General features: G+C 45.5%; 17 protein-coding genes. 11 read left to right on the forward strand and 6 right to left on the reverse strand.

The genetic code is table 11. The features are described from left to right. Positions 1-98 precede the first annotated feature (98 nt). Positions 99-236 carry a hypothetical protein gene (locus GXP65_RS25045; protein ID WP_005534756.1) on the forward strand — a complete coding sequence of 46 codons (138 nt, stop codon included), beginning with the start codon at positions 99-101 and terminating at the stop codon, positions 234-236. A gap of 71 nt (positions 237-307) precedes the next feature. Here the strand turns inward: GXP65_RS25045 and GXP65_RS10395 are convergent, their stop codons facing one another. The 5 genes from GXP65_RS10395 to GXP65_RS10415 form a co-directional block, all read right to left on the reverse strand. Further along, complete coding sequence (locus tag GXP65_RS10395) at positions 308-775, reverse strand: GNAT family N-acetyltransferase (protein ID WP_045369146.1); 468 nt, start codon at positions 773-775, stop codon at positions 308-310. A gap of 106 nt (positions 776-881) precedes the next feature. Next, a complete protein-coding gene (locus GXP65_RS10400; protein WP_162092732.1) occupies positions 882-2,597 on the reverse strand; it encodes an EAL domain-containing protein in 1,716 nt (571 codons plus the stop codon). A gap of 231 nt (positions 2,598-2,828) precedes the next feature. Next, positions 2,829-4,190 (reverse strand): L-serine ammonia-lyase, encoded by a 1,362-nt coding sequence (locus GXP65_RS10405; RefSeq protein WP_038890015.1) that lies wholly within the window; start codon positions 4,188-4,190, stop codon positions 2,829-2,831. Between the two features lie 96 nt (positions 4,191-4,286). Then, the gene (locus GXP65_RS10410; protein WP_162092733.1) at positions 4,287-5,540 is read right to left on the reverse strand and encodes an aromatic amino acid transport family protein; all 1,254 of its coding nucleotides are present in this window, start codon (positions 5,538-5,540) and stop codon (positions 4,287-4,289) included. Between the two features lie 346 nt (positions 5,541-5,886). After that, positions 5,887-6,486, reverse strand: coding sequence for a CoA pyrophosphatase (locus GXP65_RS10415; RefSeq protein ID WP_005433891.1), 600 nt, complete (start codon positions 6,484-6,486; stop codon positions 5,887-5,889). Between the two features lie 124 nt (positions 6,487-6,610). Here GXP65_RS10415 and GXP65_RS10420 point away from each other — a divergent pair, with 124 nt between their 5' ends. Both GXP65_RS10420 and GXP65_RS10425 read left to right on the forward strand, forming a co-directional pair. Then, complete coding sequence (locus GXP65_RS10420) at positions 6,611-7,150, forward strand: heme NO-binding domain-containing protein (protein ID WP_045458267.1); 540 nt, start codon at positions 6,611-6,613, stop codon at positions 7,148-7,150. A 6-nt stretch (positions 7,151-7,156) separates the two neighbouring features. Further along, a complete protein-coding gene (locus GXP65_RS10425; protein WP_162092734.1) occupies positions 7,157-8,857 on the forward strand; it encodes an ATP-binding protein in 1,701 nt (566 codons plus the stop codon). Between the two features lie 148 nt (positions 8,858-9,005). On the opposite strand, the gene pabB is transcribed toward GXP65_RS10425, so the two are convergent. Then, the gene (gene pabB / locus GXP65_RS10430) at positions 9,006-10,376 is read right to left on the reverse strand and encodes an aminodeoxychorismate synthase component I (protein ID WP_162092756.1); all 1,371 of its coding nucleotides are present in this window, start codon (positions 10,374-10,376) and stop codon (positions 9,006-9,008) included. A 273-nt stretch (positions 10,377-10,649) separates the two neighbouring features. Between pabB and GXP65_RS10435 the strand changes: the two genes are divergently transcribed. The 8 genes from GXP65_RS10435 (at position 10,650) to GXP65_RS10470 (ending at position 18,540) form a co-directional block, all read left to right on the forward strand. Further along, positions 10,650-12,167 (forward strand): fumarate hydratase, encoded by a 1,518-nt coding sequence (locus GXP65_RS10435; RefSeq protein ID WP_041853198.1) that lies wholly within the window; start codon positions 10,650-10,652, stop codon positions 12,165-12,167. 229 nt (positions 12,168-12,396) lie between these two features. Next, positions 12,397-12,582 (forward strand): hypothetical protein, encoded by a 186-nt coding sequence (locus GXP65_RS10440; RefSeq protein ID WP_005433708.1) that lies wholly within the window; start codon positions 12,397-12,399, stop codon positions 12,580-12,582. A 156-nt stretch (positions 12,583-12,738) separates the two neighbouring features. After that, positions 12,739-14,115 (forward strand): YcjX family protein, encoded by a 1,377-nt coding sequence (locus GXP65_RS10445; protein ID WP_162092735.1) that lies wholly within the window; start codon positions 12,739-12,741, stop codon positions 14,113-14,115. Beyond that, positions 14,112-15,152 (forward strand): TIGR01620 family protein, encoded by a 1,041-nt coding sequence (locus tag GXP65_RS10450; protein ID WP_162092736.1) that lies wholly within the window; start codon positions 14,112-14,114, stop codon positions 15,150-15,152. Before GXP65_RS10445 ends, GXP65_RS10450 begins: the two co-directional genes overlap by 4 nt. A 100-nt stretch (positions 15,153-15,252) precedes the next feature. Beyond that, entirely contained in the window at positions 15,253-16,797 is a 1,545-nt protein-coding gene (tyrR, locus tag GXP65_RS10455; RefSeq protein WP_005433734.1) for a transcriptional regulator TyrR, read from the forward strand. Between the two features lie 83 nt (positions 16,798-16,880). Next, positions 16,881-17,465, forward strand: a complete 585-nt coding sequence (gene rimJ, locus GXP65_RS10460; RefSeq protein WP_162092737.1) for a ribosomal protein S5-alanine N-acetyltransferase — start codon at positions 16,881-16,883, stop codon at positions 17,463-17,465. Then, positions 17,466-18,053: an HD domain-containing protein gene (locus tag GXP65_RS10465; protein ID WP_162092738.1), complete on the forward strand. Its 588-nt coding sequence runs from the start codon at positions 17,466-17,468 to the stop codon at positions 18,051-18,053. A 13-nt stretch (positions 18,054-18,066) separates the two neighbouring features. After that, positions 18,067-18,540, forward strand: coding sequence for a DUF2947 domain-containing protein (locus tag GXP65_RS10470; RefSeq protein ID WP_005434054.1), 474 nt, complete (start codon positions 18,067-18,069; stop codon positions 18,538-18,540). Positions 18,541-18,558 lie beyond the last annotated feature (18 nt).

Here is an 18,558-nt window from a genome sequence, read left to right on the forward strand (position 1 = left end):
GCAAAGGGCTCCACTGCGTGGATATCAGTTTTTTTATTATAGTTTAGGTGAATGGTGAGTAAGCCTCAGTCTATTGGGCATTATTCGGAGAGGTTTGAATGAAAATGATGAAGCTGCGTTACCGCGCAGGCTCATACAGTATGTGGGTTGAAGTTGTCGTTTCGACTTTTGTGGCTAACGAATTAGCGAAAGAGTATTTAAGCTACGGTTGGCAAGCAGAAGTGATGGCAGTGTGACCGGGTTAATGAGTTAATTAGTGAATAGGCAGGCTTACAAAGAACCTGCCTATTTTCGTTTAAGGGGTAAATCAGCCTAATGCATGGCGCAAGATCAGCGCTTTTCCACTCTCTTCATAAATGCTTTTCAGGGTGTTCTCAAAGCCCGCCGATTCAAATAGCTTGATGCCGACTCTATTTTGGCTTGCGACAGTCGCGCAAATCGAGCTGCTTTCTGCATCAATTGCATAGCCATACATCATCAACTTTTTCAGCGTTGCAGTACCCACGCCTTGTTGCTGAAAACGCTTGTCGATCATGATGTAGCTTAATCCAAGCTCATGCCGTTTTGCGAACGGCGCATGCTGAGAAAAACCTTTATCAATAACAAGGTAGCCTACCGTTAAGTAATCGTGGAATATGGTGTAAAACACTTCCGACTTGGTGCGTTTTTGGTAAGCCTGTTCAAATGGTTTAAAAAATCCTTTTTGGTCTTCTTGCACGTCCAGTTGCATCAAGCTGGCAAAATCTTTCAACTTGGTAGGTTTAATGGCGATCATGACCTAAATCGATTCAGGGCGGTAAAACAATACCGCCATTATAGTTGTGGGCATTAAGAGTACGCAATCTGGTTATGTACAGATTATTGTCAATAAATAGAGGAGGCTAGCGGCAGAGAGGGTAATAGAAGCCCTGATGAATATGTGCCCCCAATGTCGTCAATAAATGTGCGCATTCTGCGGTTTCAACGCCTTCCACAATCACTGTGCAATGATAAGTATGCCCCATGGCGATAAGTTGGCGCAGCGTCTCAACCTTTTTGTCATCTTGCTTTAGGTTCATCACAAACAAACGGTCAATCTTGAGGTAGTTGGGTGTGATATGGCTAATAAGCTCAACGTTGTTATTGCCGGTACCAAAGTCATCGATGCTGATCTTACATCCAATCTCTTTGAGCTTATTGATGTTGTCAAAGATCTCTCGGGTGTAATACATCGAGGCGTTTTCGGTGATCTCAATGGTCAATAGCGAACAGTCGAGTTGGCTAAGCTGTCGATATAGACGAGCGAAGTTACGGCCCTCAAGTAGGGAAGGGCAGACATTGATGCTCAATGGCGCAAGTAAGGATTTTGAATCTGCGTAGATGGTTTTGATGACCAGTAGAGTGTGGTTCAGCAATAAGCCACTGGCTATCAGGCTCTCAATAAAGCGCTGGGTATTTTTAACCTTAAAGCGAGACAGTACCTCGTAGTGGATGTTTTGTCGGTTTGAAGTATTGTGAATCGGTTCAAGTTTGAGGTTGAACTGGCGGATGGCCCACATATAAGCCATGAGGGCTCGCAGCTCTTTATGCCTCACCATAAGCATTAATATAAAGCTCAAAATCAAGATACTTGAAATGGGGCCAGAGACATAATAGATCTCTTTGTAACCATTGTCGTTGACGTTGTAGAGAAACGAATCGCCTTTCGTATCGCCTATCTCTAGCGCGGTACCAGTGTTAGTACACACTTTCATCCCAGACAAAAACATCTGCGACATATGGCTTTCAATATTGTTTGATAGGTTGATGTTTTTGACACGAACCAACACCTCAGCACCGTTAAATGAAAATGAGTGAGTGGTGTAACTCTCGTTGTTTAACCAGTTTTTACTATCCTTCTGATTAACCGGAACCACGGCCTCAGGGGTGACCAAGCAGCGGATATTGTGCTTATCGGTCATTAACGCCGATTCAACCAACTGTATATTGTCGAACAAGCCTCGCAATTGTGCCTCGTGCTGAAAACAGCTGCGTTGAGCTAAATCTTGCGCAAAGTTCATCGCATCATCGAAATAATTCTGCCTTACGATGGTGCTTATCGTGTAAAAGCAAATTGCGATGTACAGCGCGATAGCAATCAGGAGAAAGAACAACACATTGAGATATAAGGCTCGGCTTCGCAAACAGATACCTGTCGCCATTCTTAGGCTATGTATCGCTTGCTGGTGAATTCTTGCTTGCTGAAGAAGTCCGTCTTTTTGGGCATGTTGGCTATCGTAAGGCACAAAATATCCCTTTCGGTGTATGTTTTCGATAAGAGACTTTTGGGTCTCGATATGGTTCTTTGTCAGTTGCCTGAACTTTTTTCTGATCGATGCAACAGCATTTTTAAACCCATTTTCCGGCAACATCAGGTGATGTTGCGCTGACAACTTCTTTTCGATTTTCCTCTGGCTTATAGGTGCATTTAAGCTTCCAAAAGCGGCAATGGTACTAAGGATTAAATATTCGATTCTGTTGACGGGAATAGAAGAGTGAATGGAGTTATTGAGCTGTAGTGAAAGTTCTTTTTCGGTTAGGCAAACGCAGATTTGGTTTCCAAGTTCAAACCTAATCATGTGTTAGAGCGCTCCAGAATTAATTTTTGAATACGTTATCAATATTGCGATGGCAGGTATGTGACCTTCTACGGGCATATCCTAAACTTCTGGATATAGTGACTATTTTAGATTTTTTTATAAAGCTCAATCTAGAGGGAAATTTTCCTAGAACATTTCCTAGAGCAATGTAGAGATGAAAAAAAGCCCGAGCATCAGCTCGGGCTTTAGAATCAGAGAGAGGAGAGGGGATTAGCAGATAACTTTAACTGCTAGGCCGCCCTGAGATGTCTCACGGTATTTTGCGTTCATGTCTTTACCAGTCTCTAGCATGGTCTCGATAACCTTATCTAGAGAAACAGTTGGAGCTGAAGAACGACGTAGTGCCATACGAGTCGAGTTAATCGCTTTTACTGCTGCGATACCGTTACGCTCGATACATGGAACCTGTACCTGACCTGCAACAGGGTCACACGTTAGACCTAGGTTGTGCTCCATTGCGATTTCAGCCGCCATACACACTTGCTCTGGGCTACCACCCATCAGCTCAGCAAGGCCCGCTGCCGCCATAGAACACGCTACGCCAACTTCACCCTGACAGCCAACCTCTGCACCAGAGATAGACGCGTTGCGCTTGTAAAGACCACCGATTGCGCCAGAAGCCGCGAAGTAACGGATGTAATCTTTTTCAGTCACAGTTTGGATGAACTTATCGTAGTAAGCCAGTACCGCAGGGATGATGCCACACGCACCGTTAGTAGGTGCTGTCACAACACGACCACCTGCTGCGTTCTCTTCGTTTACTGCGAAAGCAAACATGTTTACCCAGTCAACAACCGACATAGGGTCGTTGGTTGTTTTTTCAGAAGTAAGCAGTTGCTGACGAAGTGCTGCTGCACGACGAGGCACGCGTAGTGGACCAGGCAGAATACCTTCTTCGTTCATACCGCGATCCATACACTCACGCATTGTGCGCCAGATGTTTGCGAAGTATGTACGAGTCTCTTCATCAGAGTGCAGAGAGTGTTCGTTTTTCATCACTAGTGCGCTAATAGAAAGACCGCTTTCTTTACACTGGTGAACAAGCTCTTCTGCTGTTGTGTATTCGTAAGGAACCTTGATTGGGTTCTCTACTTCTTTACCGAAGTTCTCTTCATCAACGATGAAGCCGCCGCCGATAGAGTAGTAAGTCTTTGAGTACACTTTTTCGTCTTCGATCCACGCGTGGATCTGCATGCCGTTTTCGTGAAGCTCAAGGTTAGTAGTATGGAAGTTCATACCACCATCTTTCGGGAACGATACTGTGTGACAGTGCATGCCAACAGGTAGGCGCTCAGTTTCTTCTACGCGAGCGATAAAGCCCGGAATAGAGTCGATATCTACTTTCTCAGGGGAGTTGCCTGCAAGACCCATGATGATGGCGATATCCGTGTGGTGACCTTTCCCTGTCAGTGATAGTGAACCATAAACGTCAACGGTGATCTTAGTGATGTCGCGCAATTTTCCCATTGAGCGTAAATCATCAATAAATTCTTTACCCGCTTTCATTGGACCTACAGTGTGTGAGCTTGAAGGACCAACGCCGATCTTATAGATGTCAAAAACACTAATCATATCGATTACCTCAGAACAAAGCCTCCCAAGGGGAGTTGGGAGGCTTTTTATTATCGTTATATTCTTGAATTAATCACGCTTTATAGAGAGCGGTGATTAAAGAGCGCCGTAGATTACAGAACTAATTGCCGCAAGACCACAGATTGCTGTGAAAATCTGTACAGGTGCTGAAGTTTTGTACTTCGCCATCGCAGGAACTTTGTTCATCGCGAATACAGGCATCAAGAATAGGATTGCAGCGATCATCGGTGCACCCATTGTTTCAATCATGCCTAGGATGCTTGGGTTAACGATAGCAACGATCCAAGTCGTCACAACGATGAAGATTAGTGATGCTTTCTCGATCTTGCTCTTAGGAGATGCAGAGCGAGATTTGATTAGACCAACTAGACCTTCGTGTGCGCCTAGGAAGTGACCGAAGTAGCTTGAAGTGATTGCTGCGAACGCCACTAGAGGACCCATGTAAGAGATAAGTGGAGACTCGTGAACGTTAGCTAGGTAAGACAGTACTGAGATGTTTTGTTCTTGCGCAGTTGCTAGTTGCTCTGGAGATAGAGAAAGTACTACAGAGAATACGAAGAACATTACAAAACCCATTAGCATCATCGCTGCACCGCCAGTGATAGAGTCAGTTTTCTTAACTGCGTCATCACCGTATACACGACGTTGTTCTTTAGAGAACTGAGAGATGATTGGGCTGTGGTTGAATGAGAATACGATGATTGGAATTGCTAGCCAAACGATTGAAGGCATTTCGCCCCAGTTTGGAGAGACTTCCATCATTGATGTATTCCAGTCAGGAATTAGGTAGAAAGAAAGCGCTAGTAGGATGAATACTAGAGGGTAAACCATTGCTGATGTTGCTTTCAGCATTAGCTCTTTACCGAATACTACACCCGCAGTCATAGCAGCGATTAACGCGCCAGAAAGTAGCCAGCGAGGGATAGATTCCATACCCATTTGGTTAACTAGGAAAGAGTCAACCGTGTTTGTGATACCAACACCGTAGATTAGTACGATTGGGTAGATAGCGAAGAAGTAGGCAAAAGTAATAAGGTTTGCGCCAGTTTTACCGAAGTGCTCTTCTACTGTGTCAGTGATATCCGCTTCAGGGTTTTTCGCAGAAAGTACGAAACGAGCTAGAGATTTGTGTGCGAACCAAGTCATTGGTGCCGCGATTAGAGCTAAGATAACTAATGGCCAGAAACCGCCAGCACCTGCTTTAATTGGAAGGAAAAGTACACCTGCACCTACTGCTGTACCAAATAGGGACAAACACCAGGTGAAGTCTTTGTAAGAAAACTTACTAGACGATTGTGCGGTTGAAGCCGCAGAAGTAGTTGTATTCATTTTTGAGTTACTCATTTTGGGAACAGGAAATAAGTCGGGAGCAATTTTGCAGGATTTTGCATTCTCGAAATTAGATCTAAATCATGTATTGCTCGAGCTTATCGAATGATATGTCAAAAACCTGCTTTTTATCACGAAAATGGCGTGCTACACGTGATTATTGTTAATGCTTGAGATTAGAAAAAGTTATCCGATGCATTAGTTGTATGAATTTATCTCTCCGCAAGCGTTTGCCTTATGAAAATCAAATTAAACTAATGTGAATGAATGTTTGAAAAATAACCTTTTATTAATATTGATGCACATGATGATTGGTTTGTGGCATCAAAACTAATTAATAAAGTCATCATTTTAAAGTGATGTGTTTTTGCATCGATTCGATGATTTGTGCGGTCATTCCCCAGATGAAATGTTGCTGATATGGAATAGCAAACACACGATGGCTGGCTTTTCTTAGCTTAAATTTTTCACTAAAGAGTTTATCTGGATTCAAAATGTGGCTGGCGGGTACTTCAAAAACTTCTGCGACTTCGTTTGGGTCGATACGAGTCATGTAGTCTGGTGAAACAAAAGCCAAAAACGGCGTGACATTAAATTGGCTAATGGTTGGTAGCTTGGGTAGCTGTCCGAACACGCTAATGTGTGATGTGGGGATACCGATCTCTTCTTCTGTTTCTCGAATCGCAGTGTTCACTAGATGGGTATCTTGAGGCTCATACTTGCCACCAGGAAAGCTGATTTGCCCCGGATGGTGTTTTAAATGCGCTGCTCGTTTAGTCAAAATGACGCTGAGGCCTTCTTTGCGTTCGACAAAACCGATCAACACGGCGGCGTCTCGCAAAGTCTCTTCTTTCAAGTGTGCGAGGCGCCCCAGAGATTCTTTATGGTATCCGGTTGGAAGCTGCAGCTGAAAGTTTTGTAGCAGGGTAGATTTATCAATAACCAAAGTTGCTCCCTCTCTTTAATGACGCAGGCGTTTCGTATGATGCGAAGAACATATTAATTTGAAACTTATAGCGTTATACACCATTCTTTATTTTAAGACGTCACTATAAGGTTAGCTGAAGACGATGAAAGGGATAATATTCACTGAGTTCATGGAGTTAGTCGAGGACAAGTTTGGCTTGGAAGTTCTAGACCAAGTATTGGACCTTTCTAACGATGAAGGCATCTACACTTCTGTTGGCAGTTATGATCACCGAGACCTCGTCAAGTTGATCGTTAACCTCAGTAAAGTCTCTGACATACCAGTAGAGAAGCTCCAAGAGGTATTTGGTGAATGTGTGTTCCAAAACCTACTTAAGTCCATCCCCAATCATGCCAGCTTACAACAATGCACGAACACGTTTCAGTTTGTTCGCCATGTAGAAGACTTTATCCATGTCGAGGTCAAGAAGCTCTATCCCGACGCTAATCCTCCTCAATTTGATTTTATCAGCGAGACGCAATCGGAAATGGTTTTCGACTACCGCAGTGCACGCTGTATGGCTCATGTGTGTTTAGGACTGATCCACGGTTGTGCGAGTCACTTTGGCGAAACGATTGAAGTAAAGCACCAAAACCAATCTGAAGATGGTAGCCAAGTGCGCTTTTGGTTGGAGGCGCAATAAAGTTATATGACGGGTAGTTCCTCTCTAGAAAGGAAACTCAAACGAGAAGTCGCATCAAGAAAAGCGGCAGAGATGTTACTAGAGCAGAAAAGCTTAGAGTTGTATGAGTCCCATCAACAACTGAGTCTGGCATTAAAGAAGCTTGAGATGAAGTCAGAGAACGACTTGCGTAAGCTTGAGTTTGAAGAACAAATTGATGCCACCTTGATCAAGTTTGGGCGTACGTTTCTTTCTAGCACCTTCGACGAAACCATGATTGCCAGCTTTTTAGAGCAGCTGACATCAAACTCTGTTGTTTCCGGTGCTTATCTCTACCTCAACCCAGAGAATGTGTCGTCACTACGACGTCATCAATTTGGCCATCTTAACCTCGCTCACGATCGCCCCATACAAGCAAAGCCATATTGGCGCAAAAACCGACTCTATCTACCCATCATCATAGAATCGACGACACTCGGTGAGTTGATCTTTTCGCTCGCGTTTGATCAAGTCGATCAAGAGTTTATTTCCAAGCAAATGGTGTTGGTTTCTGACCTAGTGCACGGTGTTATTAGTCGACACTTGAGCTTGCAGCGCGAAGTGGAATTGCGTAAACGAGCGGAAGCATCGGAGAAAGCGACGAAAGAATTTGTCGCCATGATTAACCATGAATTACGCACTCCGTTAAACGGCGTACTCGGAAGCGCCGACTTACTTGATAAAACCGTGCTCGATGATGAACAACAACAATATTTGTCTAATTTAATTCATTCAGGCGATTTACTACGCGTCATCATCAATGACTTACTTGATTTCAGTAAGATGAATGCAGGCATGATGGAGATCATCGATAAAGCTTTTGCTTGGAAAGATTTAGAAAATGCATTGACCGGTGTGTTTGCAGCTAAAGCCGCGGAAAAGCGGATACATTTTTCCATCGACAAGAAGCTCGGCATACCAGAGTTTCTCATCGGCGACTTTGAACGGATCACGCAGATATTGGTGAATTTGATTGGTAATGCGATTAAGTTTACCAACTTGGGTGGGGTTGTACTGCGTGTGGAATGGCAAAATGGCTATGCAAACTTTGAAGTAGAGGATACGGGTATCGGTATCCCACTGGAGGCACAAAAAGCCTTGTTTGACCCTTTTGTTCAAGCCGACCGATCGACCAAACGCAGCTTTGAAGGTTCTGGTTTGGGCTTGGCTATCTGTAAGAACTTGGTGGATTTGATGGGCGGTGACATCAGTTTCGCCAGTGTGCCCCGTCAAGGCACCATTTTTAAGCTTAAGATTCCTCTCAAACAAGGGGAGGCTCAGGGGAGGGGTTCTGGTTATGTGTCTGACGGCAAGCATATTGAGCTTGCAGGACGTTCTGTGCTGGTGGTGGATGATATTCGTATGAACCAAGTGATTGTCACCCAAATGCTCAAGAAGCTCGATATCAAGCCAGATCTGAAAAACAACGGCCTAGAAGCGGTCGACGCAGTTAAAGCAAATGAGTACGAACTGATATTTATGGACTGCCGGATGCCAGAGATGGACGGCTATGAAGCGACGGTGCATTTGCGAGAAATTGGGTTTACGAAGCCGATCATTGCGCTAACCGCTGGGACAACTTTGGAAGAGAGACAAAAGTGCATTGAATCTGGAATGAATGACATACTCACCAAGCCTTACACCGCTGCGGATATTGAACAGATCATGTGTAAATGGCTCGACGAATGAGGCGCAAGTCCCCTTGATCAGCAACAAACAATGATCAGCAAAAAGCAATGATCATTAAAAAACAATGATTAACAAAAACTAACGATAAACAAAAACGGCTCTGTCATTACTCAGAGCCGTTTCTCTATATACTTAAAAGCGCTGTAAGTTACTTCAGCGCAGGTAAGATCTTAGATAGCTTATCTAGCGTCTCTTGATACTCTGCTGCACAATCACTGTCTGCTACAACGCCGCCGCCAGCCCAAGCGTAGAGCTTGTTATCTTCCGCAACCAACGTACGAATCGTGATGCTGGTATCCATGCGACCATGGCGTGAGATATATCCAATACTGCCACAATAAGCGCTACGACGATGTGGTTCTAATTCTTCGATGATTTGCATTGCACGTACCTTTGGCGCGCCAGTAATTGAACCGCCGGGGAAGCAAGCTCGAAGCAGATCGGCTGCGCTGTATTGTGTATCTAAATCCGCGCGGATTGTGCTGACTAAGTGATGTACTGCAGGGAAGCTTTCAATATCAAATAGCTTTGGCACATGAACGCTGCCCGGTGATGCGACACGGCCAATGTCATTACGCAGCAAGTCGACGATCATCAGATTTTCGGCCTGATCTTTTTCTGCCGTCTGCAAGTCATGCGCATTGGCTTGGTCAAGCTCGGCATTTTGACTTCGTGGACGTGTGCCTTTGATTGGCTTGGTTTCAATGACGTTATCTTTCAGCTCCAAAAAACGCTCTGGTGACACGCTTATGATTGCTGAATTAGGCATGCGAATAAACGCAGAGAAAGGGGCTTGGTTAGCCGTTTCTAGTTTAGTGTAAGCTTGCCACTCGCTTCCTTGATAAGAGGCGTTAAAGCGTTGGGCTAAGTTGATTTGGTAACAGTCACCACTCAACAAATATTCTTGAACGCGATCAAAACGCGAAGCGTAAGAGTCTTGCGTCATATTCGATCGCCAATAGCCAATCAGCTTGAAGTCTTCACCATCTGCTGGAGATTGTGAATTAAGCCATTGCCAAGCTTGCTCAATGTTTTGGCCTACCATACACGCTTTCTTCAGCTTGTGATCGATCACTAATGCCCATTCATACAACCCAACAGCCATGTCGGGCGTTTGAAGGTCTTTGGTCGCCAGTTCTGGCATAGACTCGACGCGGCGCCCTAAATCGTAACTAAAATAGCCCAGCGCGCCGCCGACAAACGGCAGATCCCACTCTGTGCCTAACTCAAGGTTGGGCAAAAGCTGTTGTTGGAGCTCGTCTAATAATAAGAACGGATCTTGTTGGGAAAGGTATTGTTGCGATTCTGTTTTAATGCGCGTATCGCCAGCGACGGTCTCCAGCGTTGCGATTGGATTGGCAACCAATACATCAAATCGGCTGTCGATGTGCGTCTCAGAAGCCGAACGCAAAAGCATTGCCCAAGGTTGGCTTTCGATACGAGAAAATAGAGTAATAGCGAGGTCGTTGGCGTATTCCAATGCCTTAAAATCAAGCAATTGCGTATCCATGTTGTTCATTTGTTTAAATTGTGACAAAGAGTTCGTTCACTGCATGGCATGTCATGGGCAGCAAGAGTATCATATTCGCCTGTATAGCCAAACTACCTCTATACAAAGGCTTGGAGGTGGTTTTACTATAAAGAAGGCGACTTCAGTTACTCGTGTGTCGATATCAGCCGTTCGACAATTTGTTCACATAAAACGAAGCTCATTTATGAGCAATAAGCTCAACAAACACGATAGAAGCCAAGCCGATAATGGAAGCAAAGCATAACAATAATGAGGCATGCAATGACGGTAATACGCACGCAGGATGTCATCAGCAGCGTTGCTGATGCGCTACAGTATATTTCTTACTACCACCCGCTAGACTTTGTTCAAGCCCTTGAAAAAGCCTACCATCGTGAAGAGAGCCAAGCTGCGAAAGACGCTATCGCTCAGATCCTAATTAACTCCCGTATGTCGGCAGAAGGCCATCGACCGATTTGTCAGGACACAGGTATCGTGACTTGTTTCGTCAATATCGGTATGGGCGTTCAATGGGACTCAACCGACATGACGGTTCAACAGATGGTGGATGAAGGCGTTCGACAAGCTTACACGAATCCGGACAACCCATTGCGTGCCTCGGTTCTGATGGACCCTGCGGGCAAGCGAATCAATACCAAAGACAACACGCCAGCGGTTGTACATATCAATATGGTGCCAGGCGATAAAGTTGAAATTCAAATCGCAGCCAAAGGCGGTGGCTCTGAAAACAAAACCAAGATGGTGATGCTAAACCCATCTGACGACATTGCAGAATGGGTAGAGAAAACACTACCAGCAATGGGTGCAGGTTGGTGTCCACCGGGCATGCTTGGTATTGGTATCGGCGGTACCGCTGAAAAAGCAGCCGTATTAGCAAAAGAATCTCTGATGGGGCACGTCGATATTCAAGAACTGATCGATCGTGGTCCTCAAAATGCGGAAGAAGAGCTTCGTCTTGATATCTTCAACCGCGTAAACAAGCTGGGTATTGGTGCGCAAGGCCTAGGTGGTTTAACAACGGTTGTTGACGTAAAAATCAAAACCGCGCCAACCCATGCCGCGTCTAAGCCTGTGTGCTTGATTCCGAACTGTGCAGCGACTCGTCACGTGCATTTCACACTAGATGGCAACGGTCCTGCTGAGCTAACGCCACCGAAGCTAGAAGATTGGCCAGATATTACTTGGGAAGCGGGCGAGAACACACGTCGCGTGAACTTAGATACCGTGACCAAAGAAGAAGTTCAAGAGTGGAAAACCGGCGAAACGGTTCTGCTGTCGGGCAAAATTCTAACTGGTCGTGATGCTGCGCATAAACGCATCCAAGGTATGCTAGAAGCGGGGGAAGGTTTACCTGCTGGCGTTGATTTCAAGGGTAAGTTCATTTATTACGTTGGCCCGGTTGATGCCGTCGGTGATGAGGCCGTAGGTCCTGCAGGTCCAACAACCTCAACACGTATGGATAAGTTCACAGACATGATGTTAGAAGAAACAGGCATTATGGGCATGATCGGTAAAGCAGAGCGCGGTCCTGCAACAGTTGAATCTATCAAGAACCACAAAGCGGTTTACTTAATGGCAGTTGGCGGTGCGGCGTACCTCGTTGCAAAAGCGATTAAGAAAGCTCGCGTGGTGGCATTCGAAGACCTAGGCATGGAAGCAATCTACGAGTTTGAAGTTGAAGATATGCCAGTAACGGTGGCTGTGGATTCAAATGGCGCGAACGCTCACCAAATTGGTCCAGATACTTGGAAAGTAAAAATCCAAGAAATGGAAGCGTAAGCTGCTGCCCTGTCAGGTTACAGTGTTTTGTTACTAGGCTTACTATGAGCTTTGCATTATTGAACATAAGGCGAACGTCTCAATTGAGAGAATGTGACAAAGTGCTGATTTACCTAGCAAACATTTGACAAAAGTGCAGCGAAAGCTGCACTTTTTGTCTATATACTCAGATATAAACTAATAGGCATAGCAAATCTTGTTGTTATGCTGACCATAATTAGGAGACGGCATGCCTCGTTTTATTCAAATTCTACAAATAGTTCTTGCTGTTGTGATTGGTAGCTTTGTTGGCTACGACTTGATTCTTCACGGCATCAGTATCTTCGATGAAAAATACGTCACTATCACTTGTGTATTATGGCTGATCCTAGAAATCGCCTTGTTCGTGATCTACAAGTTGATTGAAGACGATTAGACTGGACAGAAAGTCGTTAAGATCTCTAAGCCTCTGAAACTCCCAGGGGCTTTTTCGTTTTTGGAAAAAGGTTTTGCAGTGAATACTTTGCTCATCTTTGATTAAGGTTGGTAAAATTACACTGCGTAGCAAGAATTGATGAGATAAATAAAAAGTATGAAAAGAATAACGCAAGAAGTGAATGACTTTATCAGCCGTGGCATGGACTCCAACGTTCGTATTGCCGTTACGGGGTTATCGCGTGCAGGTAAAACTGCTTTCATTACTTCTCTGGTTAATCAATTACTGCATACCGCCACTCATGACAACTTGCCGCTACTCAATGCTGCTCGTGACAAACGCTTAATTGGCGCCAAACGTGAGCCGCAAACCAACATGATGGTACCGCGTTTTGCCTATGATGATGCGATGAGCCAAATTCATGCTATGCCACCACAATGGCCAGTGCCGACGCGCGACGTAAGTGAAATTCGACTTGCGCTGAAATACAAGCCGAACAAAACCACCAAAAAGCTATTGAGCAAAACCGCGGTACTGAATGTCGACATCATCGACTATCCGGGTGAGTGGCTATTGGATCTGCCTTTGCTCGATATGGATTTCGCGACGTGGTCACAGACGCAATTTGAGGCGCTAAAAGGGCAACGTAGTGAGCTTGCTGCCGATTGGCTGGCAGAGCTAGAAGCATTGGATTTAACTGCGGAACTGAATGAAAAGCAGCTAGAGAGAGTCGCTAAAACTTACACTGACTATTTGCATGCATGTAAAGACAGTGGCTTACATTGGGTTCAGCCAGGTCGATTCGTCTTGCCGGGTGAGCTTGAAGGGGCGCCAGTATTGCAGTTCTTCCCATGTCGATTTGATGCCGATGTTAAACCTGTTAAGGGTAGCAATTTGGCGATGTTAGAAGCACGTTATCACGAGTATCAGCAAAAGGTGGTTAAGGCGTTCTATAAGCATCACTTTGCGACCTTTGATCGCCAGATTGTGCTGGTGGATTGCTTACAGCCCCTGAATGCGGGGGATGAAGCGTTTTACGATATGCGCCAAGCGCTTGAACAAATCATGCACAGCTTCCGATATGGTAGAAGCAGCTTTTTGCGTCGCTTGTTCTCACCAAAAATCGACAGAGTATTGTTCGCTGCGACAAAAGCCGACCACGTGACACCGGATCAACATCCGCATTTGGTCTCCTTACTTCAACAAATGGTGCATCCAGCATGGCAGACCGCAGCGTATGAGAATATTGAAATGAGCTGCATGAGCATTGCTTCTATTCAAGCGACGACCTCGGGTTTTATTGCATCGGGAGATAAAACCGTGCCTGCCCTTAAAGGGACGACGCTTGATGGCGAGTCGATGACAATGTTCCCCGGTGAAGTGCCGAAGAAGTTACCTAATGCGGCTTATTGGCAAAATAGTGGCTTTGATTTTACTTCTTTCCGTCCGATGCCTTCAGAAACGGATGAGCCGATGAAACACATTCGCCTCGACAAAGTATTGGAATACCTATTGGGAGACAAATTGAAATGAGCGAACTAAAACAAAAACAAGTCTTCAAAGAAAAAGTGATGCACAGTGAGGAAGAGGACGTATCCCCAGAGTTGAATGCGCAGAAGACGTTCTCTGAAAAAGAGACTTTCATACCCGTTGAGATTGAAGAGCAACAGGAAGAGACAGAACAAGAGTTGCAGCTCGAACAAGTCATTCGCCCTAAATCTGGTCGCAAATGGCTGACAACGGGTCTCTTTGCCACCTTTGCCGGTCTAGTTGGTTGGCAAGCGGTTGATTCTGTGATTACCGCTATACAAACTGCTGATTGGCTAGCGCTTGGTTGGGCTGGCTTTATCACTACCATCGCGTCTTTTGGTTTAGGCGCGTTAGGCAAAGAGTTATGGAAGCTGCGCAAACTGCGTAATCACTTTAGCGTGCAAGAAGAGAGTGAAGCACTTATCGATAGCCAAAGCGTTGGCAAGGGCAAAGCATTTTGCGAAAAAGTCGCGGAGCAAAGTGGTGTACTGGCAGAAAACCCAGGTTTTGACCGTTGGAAAAACAGCGTAAACCCAGCTCACAGTGACGCTGAAATTCTAGAGATGTACGATGCCATGGTCGTTAGCCAGCAAGATAAGCTCGCAACTAAAATTGTTTCGCAGCACGCAACCGAATCCGCAGCTTTGGTGGCCGTTAGCCCGTTGGCAGCTGCTGACATGTTGCTGGTGGCATGGCGTAACTTCAAAATGATCGACAATCTTTCTAAAGTGTATGGCGTGGAGCTTGGCTACGCTTCTCGAATCAAACTGCTCCGCTCTGTGTTCGTGAATATGGCGGCAGCGGGTGCGAGTGAGCTCGCTATTGATGCCAGCATGGATTTGATGTCGATGGATCTCGCCGGAAAAATCTCCGCACGAGCAGGGCAGGGACTCGGTGTAGGGATCTTAACCGCTCGTCTTGGTCTAAAATCCATGGCGTTGCTTCGTCCTTTACCTTGGTATCCAGAGCGCCAAGTGAAACTCGGTGCGATTCGCAAAGAGGTTGTGGCGAAAGTTGCATCAATCACGATGAAACCGTAACCAATATCACCTTTGACGGTGAGGATTGCTTGACGCCATTCCAAGCATGGGAGAAACTACTGTCAACTTTTCCTGACAGTTGTGAATTGGGATATTTTCAGTGCGTCTTGAAGTCTTTTGTGAAGATAGACTCGGTCTTACCCGAGAACTGCTCGATATTTTAGCGTCTAAAAGCATCGACTTACGTGGTATCGAAATTGATATCAGTGGCATCATTTACCTAAACTGCCCAGATATCGACTTTGATACCTTCAGTGAGTTGATGGCTGAGATCCGCCGTATTCCGGGGGTCAAAGACGTACGTAAAATCCAATTTATGCCAATGGAGCGCCATAATACAGAGCTGCTTTCTTTGGTGGATAATCTTCCTGATCCTGTGTTTGCTATCGACCTCAAAGGTGCGGTCGATATGGCGAACATGGCGGCACTGTCTCTGCTTGGTCAGCACAAACAAGATGTGATCGGTACGCAAATTGGTATGTTGTTGCCGAGCGTGCGCTTTTCTCGTTGGTCTGAAGGCGTTAATGCACGCACTCGCGAAAGCCTAGTGATTGATGGCTTGGACTACATCCTAGAGTTGATGCCGGTATACATCAAAGACGAAGCACAAAACTCCACTTTAGCCAGCACGCTGATGACGATTCGTTCTAGCCAACATGGTGCGCAAATCGAAGAGATCTTGCCGCTCAACAACCAGTTAGGCTTTGAGCACTTTGTTGGATTATCCAACCGCCACAAAGCGTTAATGAATCAAGCGAAGAAATTGTCCGTTCTCGATCAACCATTATTGATTGAAGGTGAAACGGGCACTGGTAAAGAGATGCTAGCCAAAGCTTGTCATAGTCGTTCTGGCCGTGCGAGCAAGCCGTTCCTTGTGTTGAGCTGTGCTTCCATGCCGGATGATGTGGCTGAAACTGAATTGTTTGGTCATGCGCCGGGTTCATTTAATCATGAACAAGGTCACAAAGGCATTTTTGAACAAGCCAACGGTGGTACGGTTTTTCTCGATGAAATCGGTGAGATGAGTTCGCACCTGCAAATCAAACTGCTGCGCTTCTTACAGGACGGTAATTTCCGTCGCGTGGGCGCGGAAGATGAAATGCACGTTGATGTTCGTATTATCGCTTCGACTAAACATAACTTGGCAGAACTTGCTGAAGCCGGCAAGTTCCGTGAAGACTTATATTATCGTCTAAATGTCCTCACTTTGAACATTCCACCTTTACGCAAGCGTTCGAACGATGTCGCACCGCTACTAGACTTATTTGTCATGAAGCACGCACAGCAGCTTGGTATCGATAAGCCAGAGTTAGATGAAGAGCTGGTGGATGCGTTAGCGAACTACCAATGGCCGGGCAACATGCGTCAGTTAGACAACATGGTTCTGCGTGCGTTGACCGAGATGGATGGACATGTCCTCAAGGCGGATAACTTCAACTTACCTCAGCCACAAGCTATGGGCGGTGGTAGCGCGACATTGAACCTTGATGGCTCGCTTGATGAGATCATGCGTGATTACGAATCGCAGATTTTAGAGCGTTTGTATCAATCATTCCCATCTAGCCGTAAGCTCGCTAAGCGTTTAAATGTGTCTCATACGTCTATTGCAAACAAATTGCGCGATTATGGTATTCGTAAAAGTTAGGACATTCGTCGTAAAGTTAAGGTATCCGCACAAACGGACTATCCGTAAATGAATCCGAAATTAAATGGACGTTGTTATTTATAATGGAAGATAAGAGTTCCTCAATCGCCGTTCACAAGTTGGACGGCGACTTGCTTCTACGTACTGCGGAAATTGGCGATGCCGATATGATCGCAGAGTATTTTCAGACGAATCGAGCGTACTTGGCACCATTCGAGCCAAAACGAGAAGAGGCGTTCTACACCGTCAATGGTTGGTTGCAAAAACTGATTAAGTTAAATGAGCTTCACCGCCTAGGGCTTGGTTACTATTGCCTACTTGTTCATGCCGAATCTGGTAAAATGCTTGGCACGCTCTCTTTCAGTAATCTGAGTCGTTTTCCGTTCTATGCCTGCAACGTGGGTTACTCCCTTGCAGAAGACGCGCAGGGCAATGGCTATATGCGCCGCGCGTTAAAAATGGCCTGTGATTACATGTTTGATGTGCAAAAGATACACCGAATTCAGGCGGGCTATATGCCACATAACAAGCGCAGTGAGGCGGTGCTACAATATGCCGGGTTTGAAAGAGAAGGGTACGCAAAGGACTATTTGTTGATCGACGGTGAATGGCGAGACCACGTGCTGACATCGTTGACCAACCCAAACTGGATAGCAGGGGCTCGATAAATGGAAAGATTGGAAAAGCAGTTAGCACTTCTTATTGAACTGGACCAACTGAAAAGCGTACTTCGTCGTACTCGGGTAAAGAGTGCAGACCGACGCTTAGAAAATAGTGGCGAGCACAGTTGGCACGTTGCATTGATGGCGGTATTAATGCAAGAGCACGCAAATGCACCCATCGATATTGCTCGAGTTATGAAAATGCTGCTTATCCATGATGTCGTAGAGATCGACGCAGGCGATACCTTTGTTTATGATGTCGCAGCTTCAAAAGAGCAAGAAGAAAAAGAATTAAAAGCCGCAGAGCGTTTGTTTGGTATGTTGCCGAGCGATCAAGGTGATGAACTGCTTGCTCTGTGGAAAGAGTTTGAGGCGGCACAAAGTGATGATGCGAGGTACGCTAAAGCGTTAGATCGCCTTATCCCGATGCTACTCAACTACCATAACGATGGTCAAAGTTGGAAAGAACATGGTGTCACGCGAGAGCAAGCGTTAACCATCAATAAAAGAATTGAATTTGGTTCTGTCACGCTATGGGACAAAGCCAAAGAACTGATTGAAGAAGCCACCGAGAAAGGTTGGCTGAAGTCGTAAGAAAGGAGACTGAATGTCTTATTTGCCTTTGGACGAATACCAAAGAAAATGGATTTTTACTCACCAGTCAATGCCAATGCCAGAGGAAGAGCTCGAGTTTATCAAGCCGATGAGCCAAGCCCGCGCTGCGCAGTTCTGGAAAGAGAATATTAGTGCCCAAAGTCCGGATATGGACCGTTTGAGTTCGTCAGACTGGCCGATGAAAGAGTCGAACTGGTCCGAAGAAGTCGATTGGATGGCGGCTTGGGAAGCCGATGAACCTGAGTTACCGGAAGAGGTCGCAGCGTTTATTGATTGGCAAGATGATGTGACGGTGTACTTTTGTTATGAGAAGTACAACGTGATCGAGACAAAGTGGTCTACCTTCAAGAAACACTGGAAGAACTTTCTGTTCTATGACGATGGGCCAATTCTAATCGGTCGACGTCGCGCTCAAGCACTTTGGTTTGATTCTAAAGGTAACGTCAAACTGGGCGAGCGTCACTAAGACGTTATATTGTTAAGG

It is taken from the genome of Vibrio sp. LB10LO1, from assembly GCF_010092875.1.
In the GTDB taxonomy this organism is placed as follows: Bacteria; Pseudomonadota; Gammaproteobacteria; order Enterobacterales; family Vibrionaceae; genus Vibrio; species Vibrio campbellii.

Coding starts and splice junctions, on each gene's coding strand:
- GXP65_RS25045 (WP_005534756.1), top strand. CDS start 99: ATGAAAATGATGAAGCTGCGTTACCGCGCAGGCTCATACAGTATGTGG.
- GXP65_RS10395 (WP_045369146.1), bottom strand. CDS start 775: ATGATCGCCATTAAACCTACCAAGTTGAAAGATTTTGCCAGCTTGATG.
- GXP65_RS10400 (WP_162092732.1), bottom strand. CDS start 2,597: ATGATTAGGTTTGAACTTGGAAACCAAATCTGCGTTTGCCTAACCGAA.
- GXP65_RS10405 (WP_038890015.1), bottom strand. CDS start 4,190: ATGATTAGTGTTTTTGACATCTATAAGATCGGCGTTGGTCCTTCAAGC.
- GXP65_RS10410 (WP_162092733.1), bottom strand. CDS start 5,540: ATGAATACAACTACTTCTGCGGCTTCAACCGCACAATCGTCTAGTAAG.
- GXP65_RS10420 (WP_045458267.1), top strand. CDS start 6,611: ATGAAAGGGATAATATTCACTGAGTTCATGGAGTTAGTCGAGGACAAG.
- GXP65_RS10425 (WP_162092734.1), top strand. CDS start 7,157: ATGACGGGTAGTTCCTCTCTAGAAAGGAAACTCAAACGAGAAGTCGCA.
- pabB (WP_162092756.1), bottom strand. CDS start 10,376: ATGAACAACATGGATACGCAATTGCTTGATTTTAAGGCATTGGAATAC.
- GXP65_RS10435 (WP_041853198.1), top strand. CDS start 10,650: ATGACGGTAATACGCACGCAGGATGTCATCAGCAGCGTTGCTGATGCG.
- GXP65_RS10440 (WP_005433708.1), top strand. CDS start 12,397: ATGCCTCGTTTTATTCAAATTCTACAAATAGTTCTTGCTGTTGTGATT.
- GXP65_RS10445 (WP_162092735.1), top strand. CDS start 12,739: ATGAAAAGAATAACGCAAGAAGTGAATGACTTTATCAGCCGTGGCATG.
- GXP65_RS10450 (WP_162092736.1), top strand. CDS start 14,112: ATGAGCGAACTAAAACAAAAACAAGTCTTCAAAGAAAAAGTGATGCAC.
- rimJ (WP_162092737.1), top strand. CDS start 16,881: ATGGAAGATAAGAGTTCCTCAATCGCCGTTCACAAGTTGGACGGCGAC.
- GXP65_RS10465 (WP_162092738.1), top strand. CDS start 17,466: ATGGAAAGATTGGAAAAGCAGTTAGCACTTCTTATTGAACTGGACCAA.
- GXP65_RS10470 (WP_005434054.1), top strand. CDS start 18,067: ATGTCTTATTTGCCTTTGGACGAATACCAAAGAAAATGGATTTTTACT.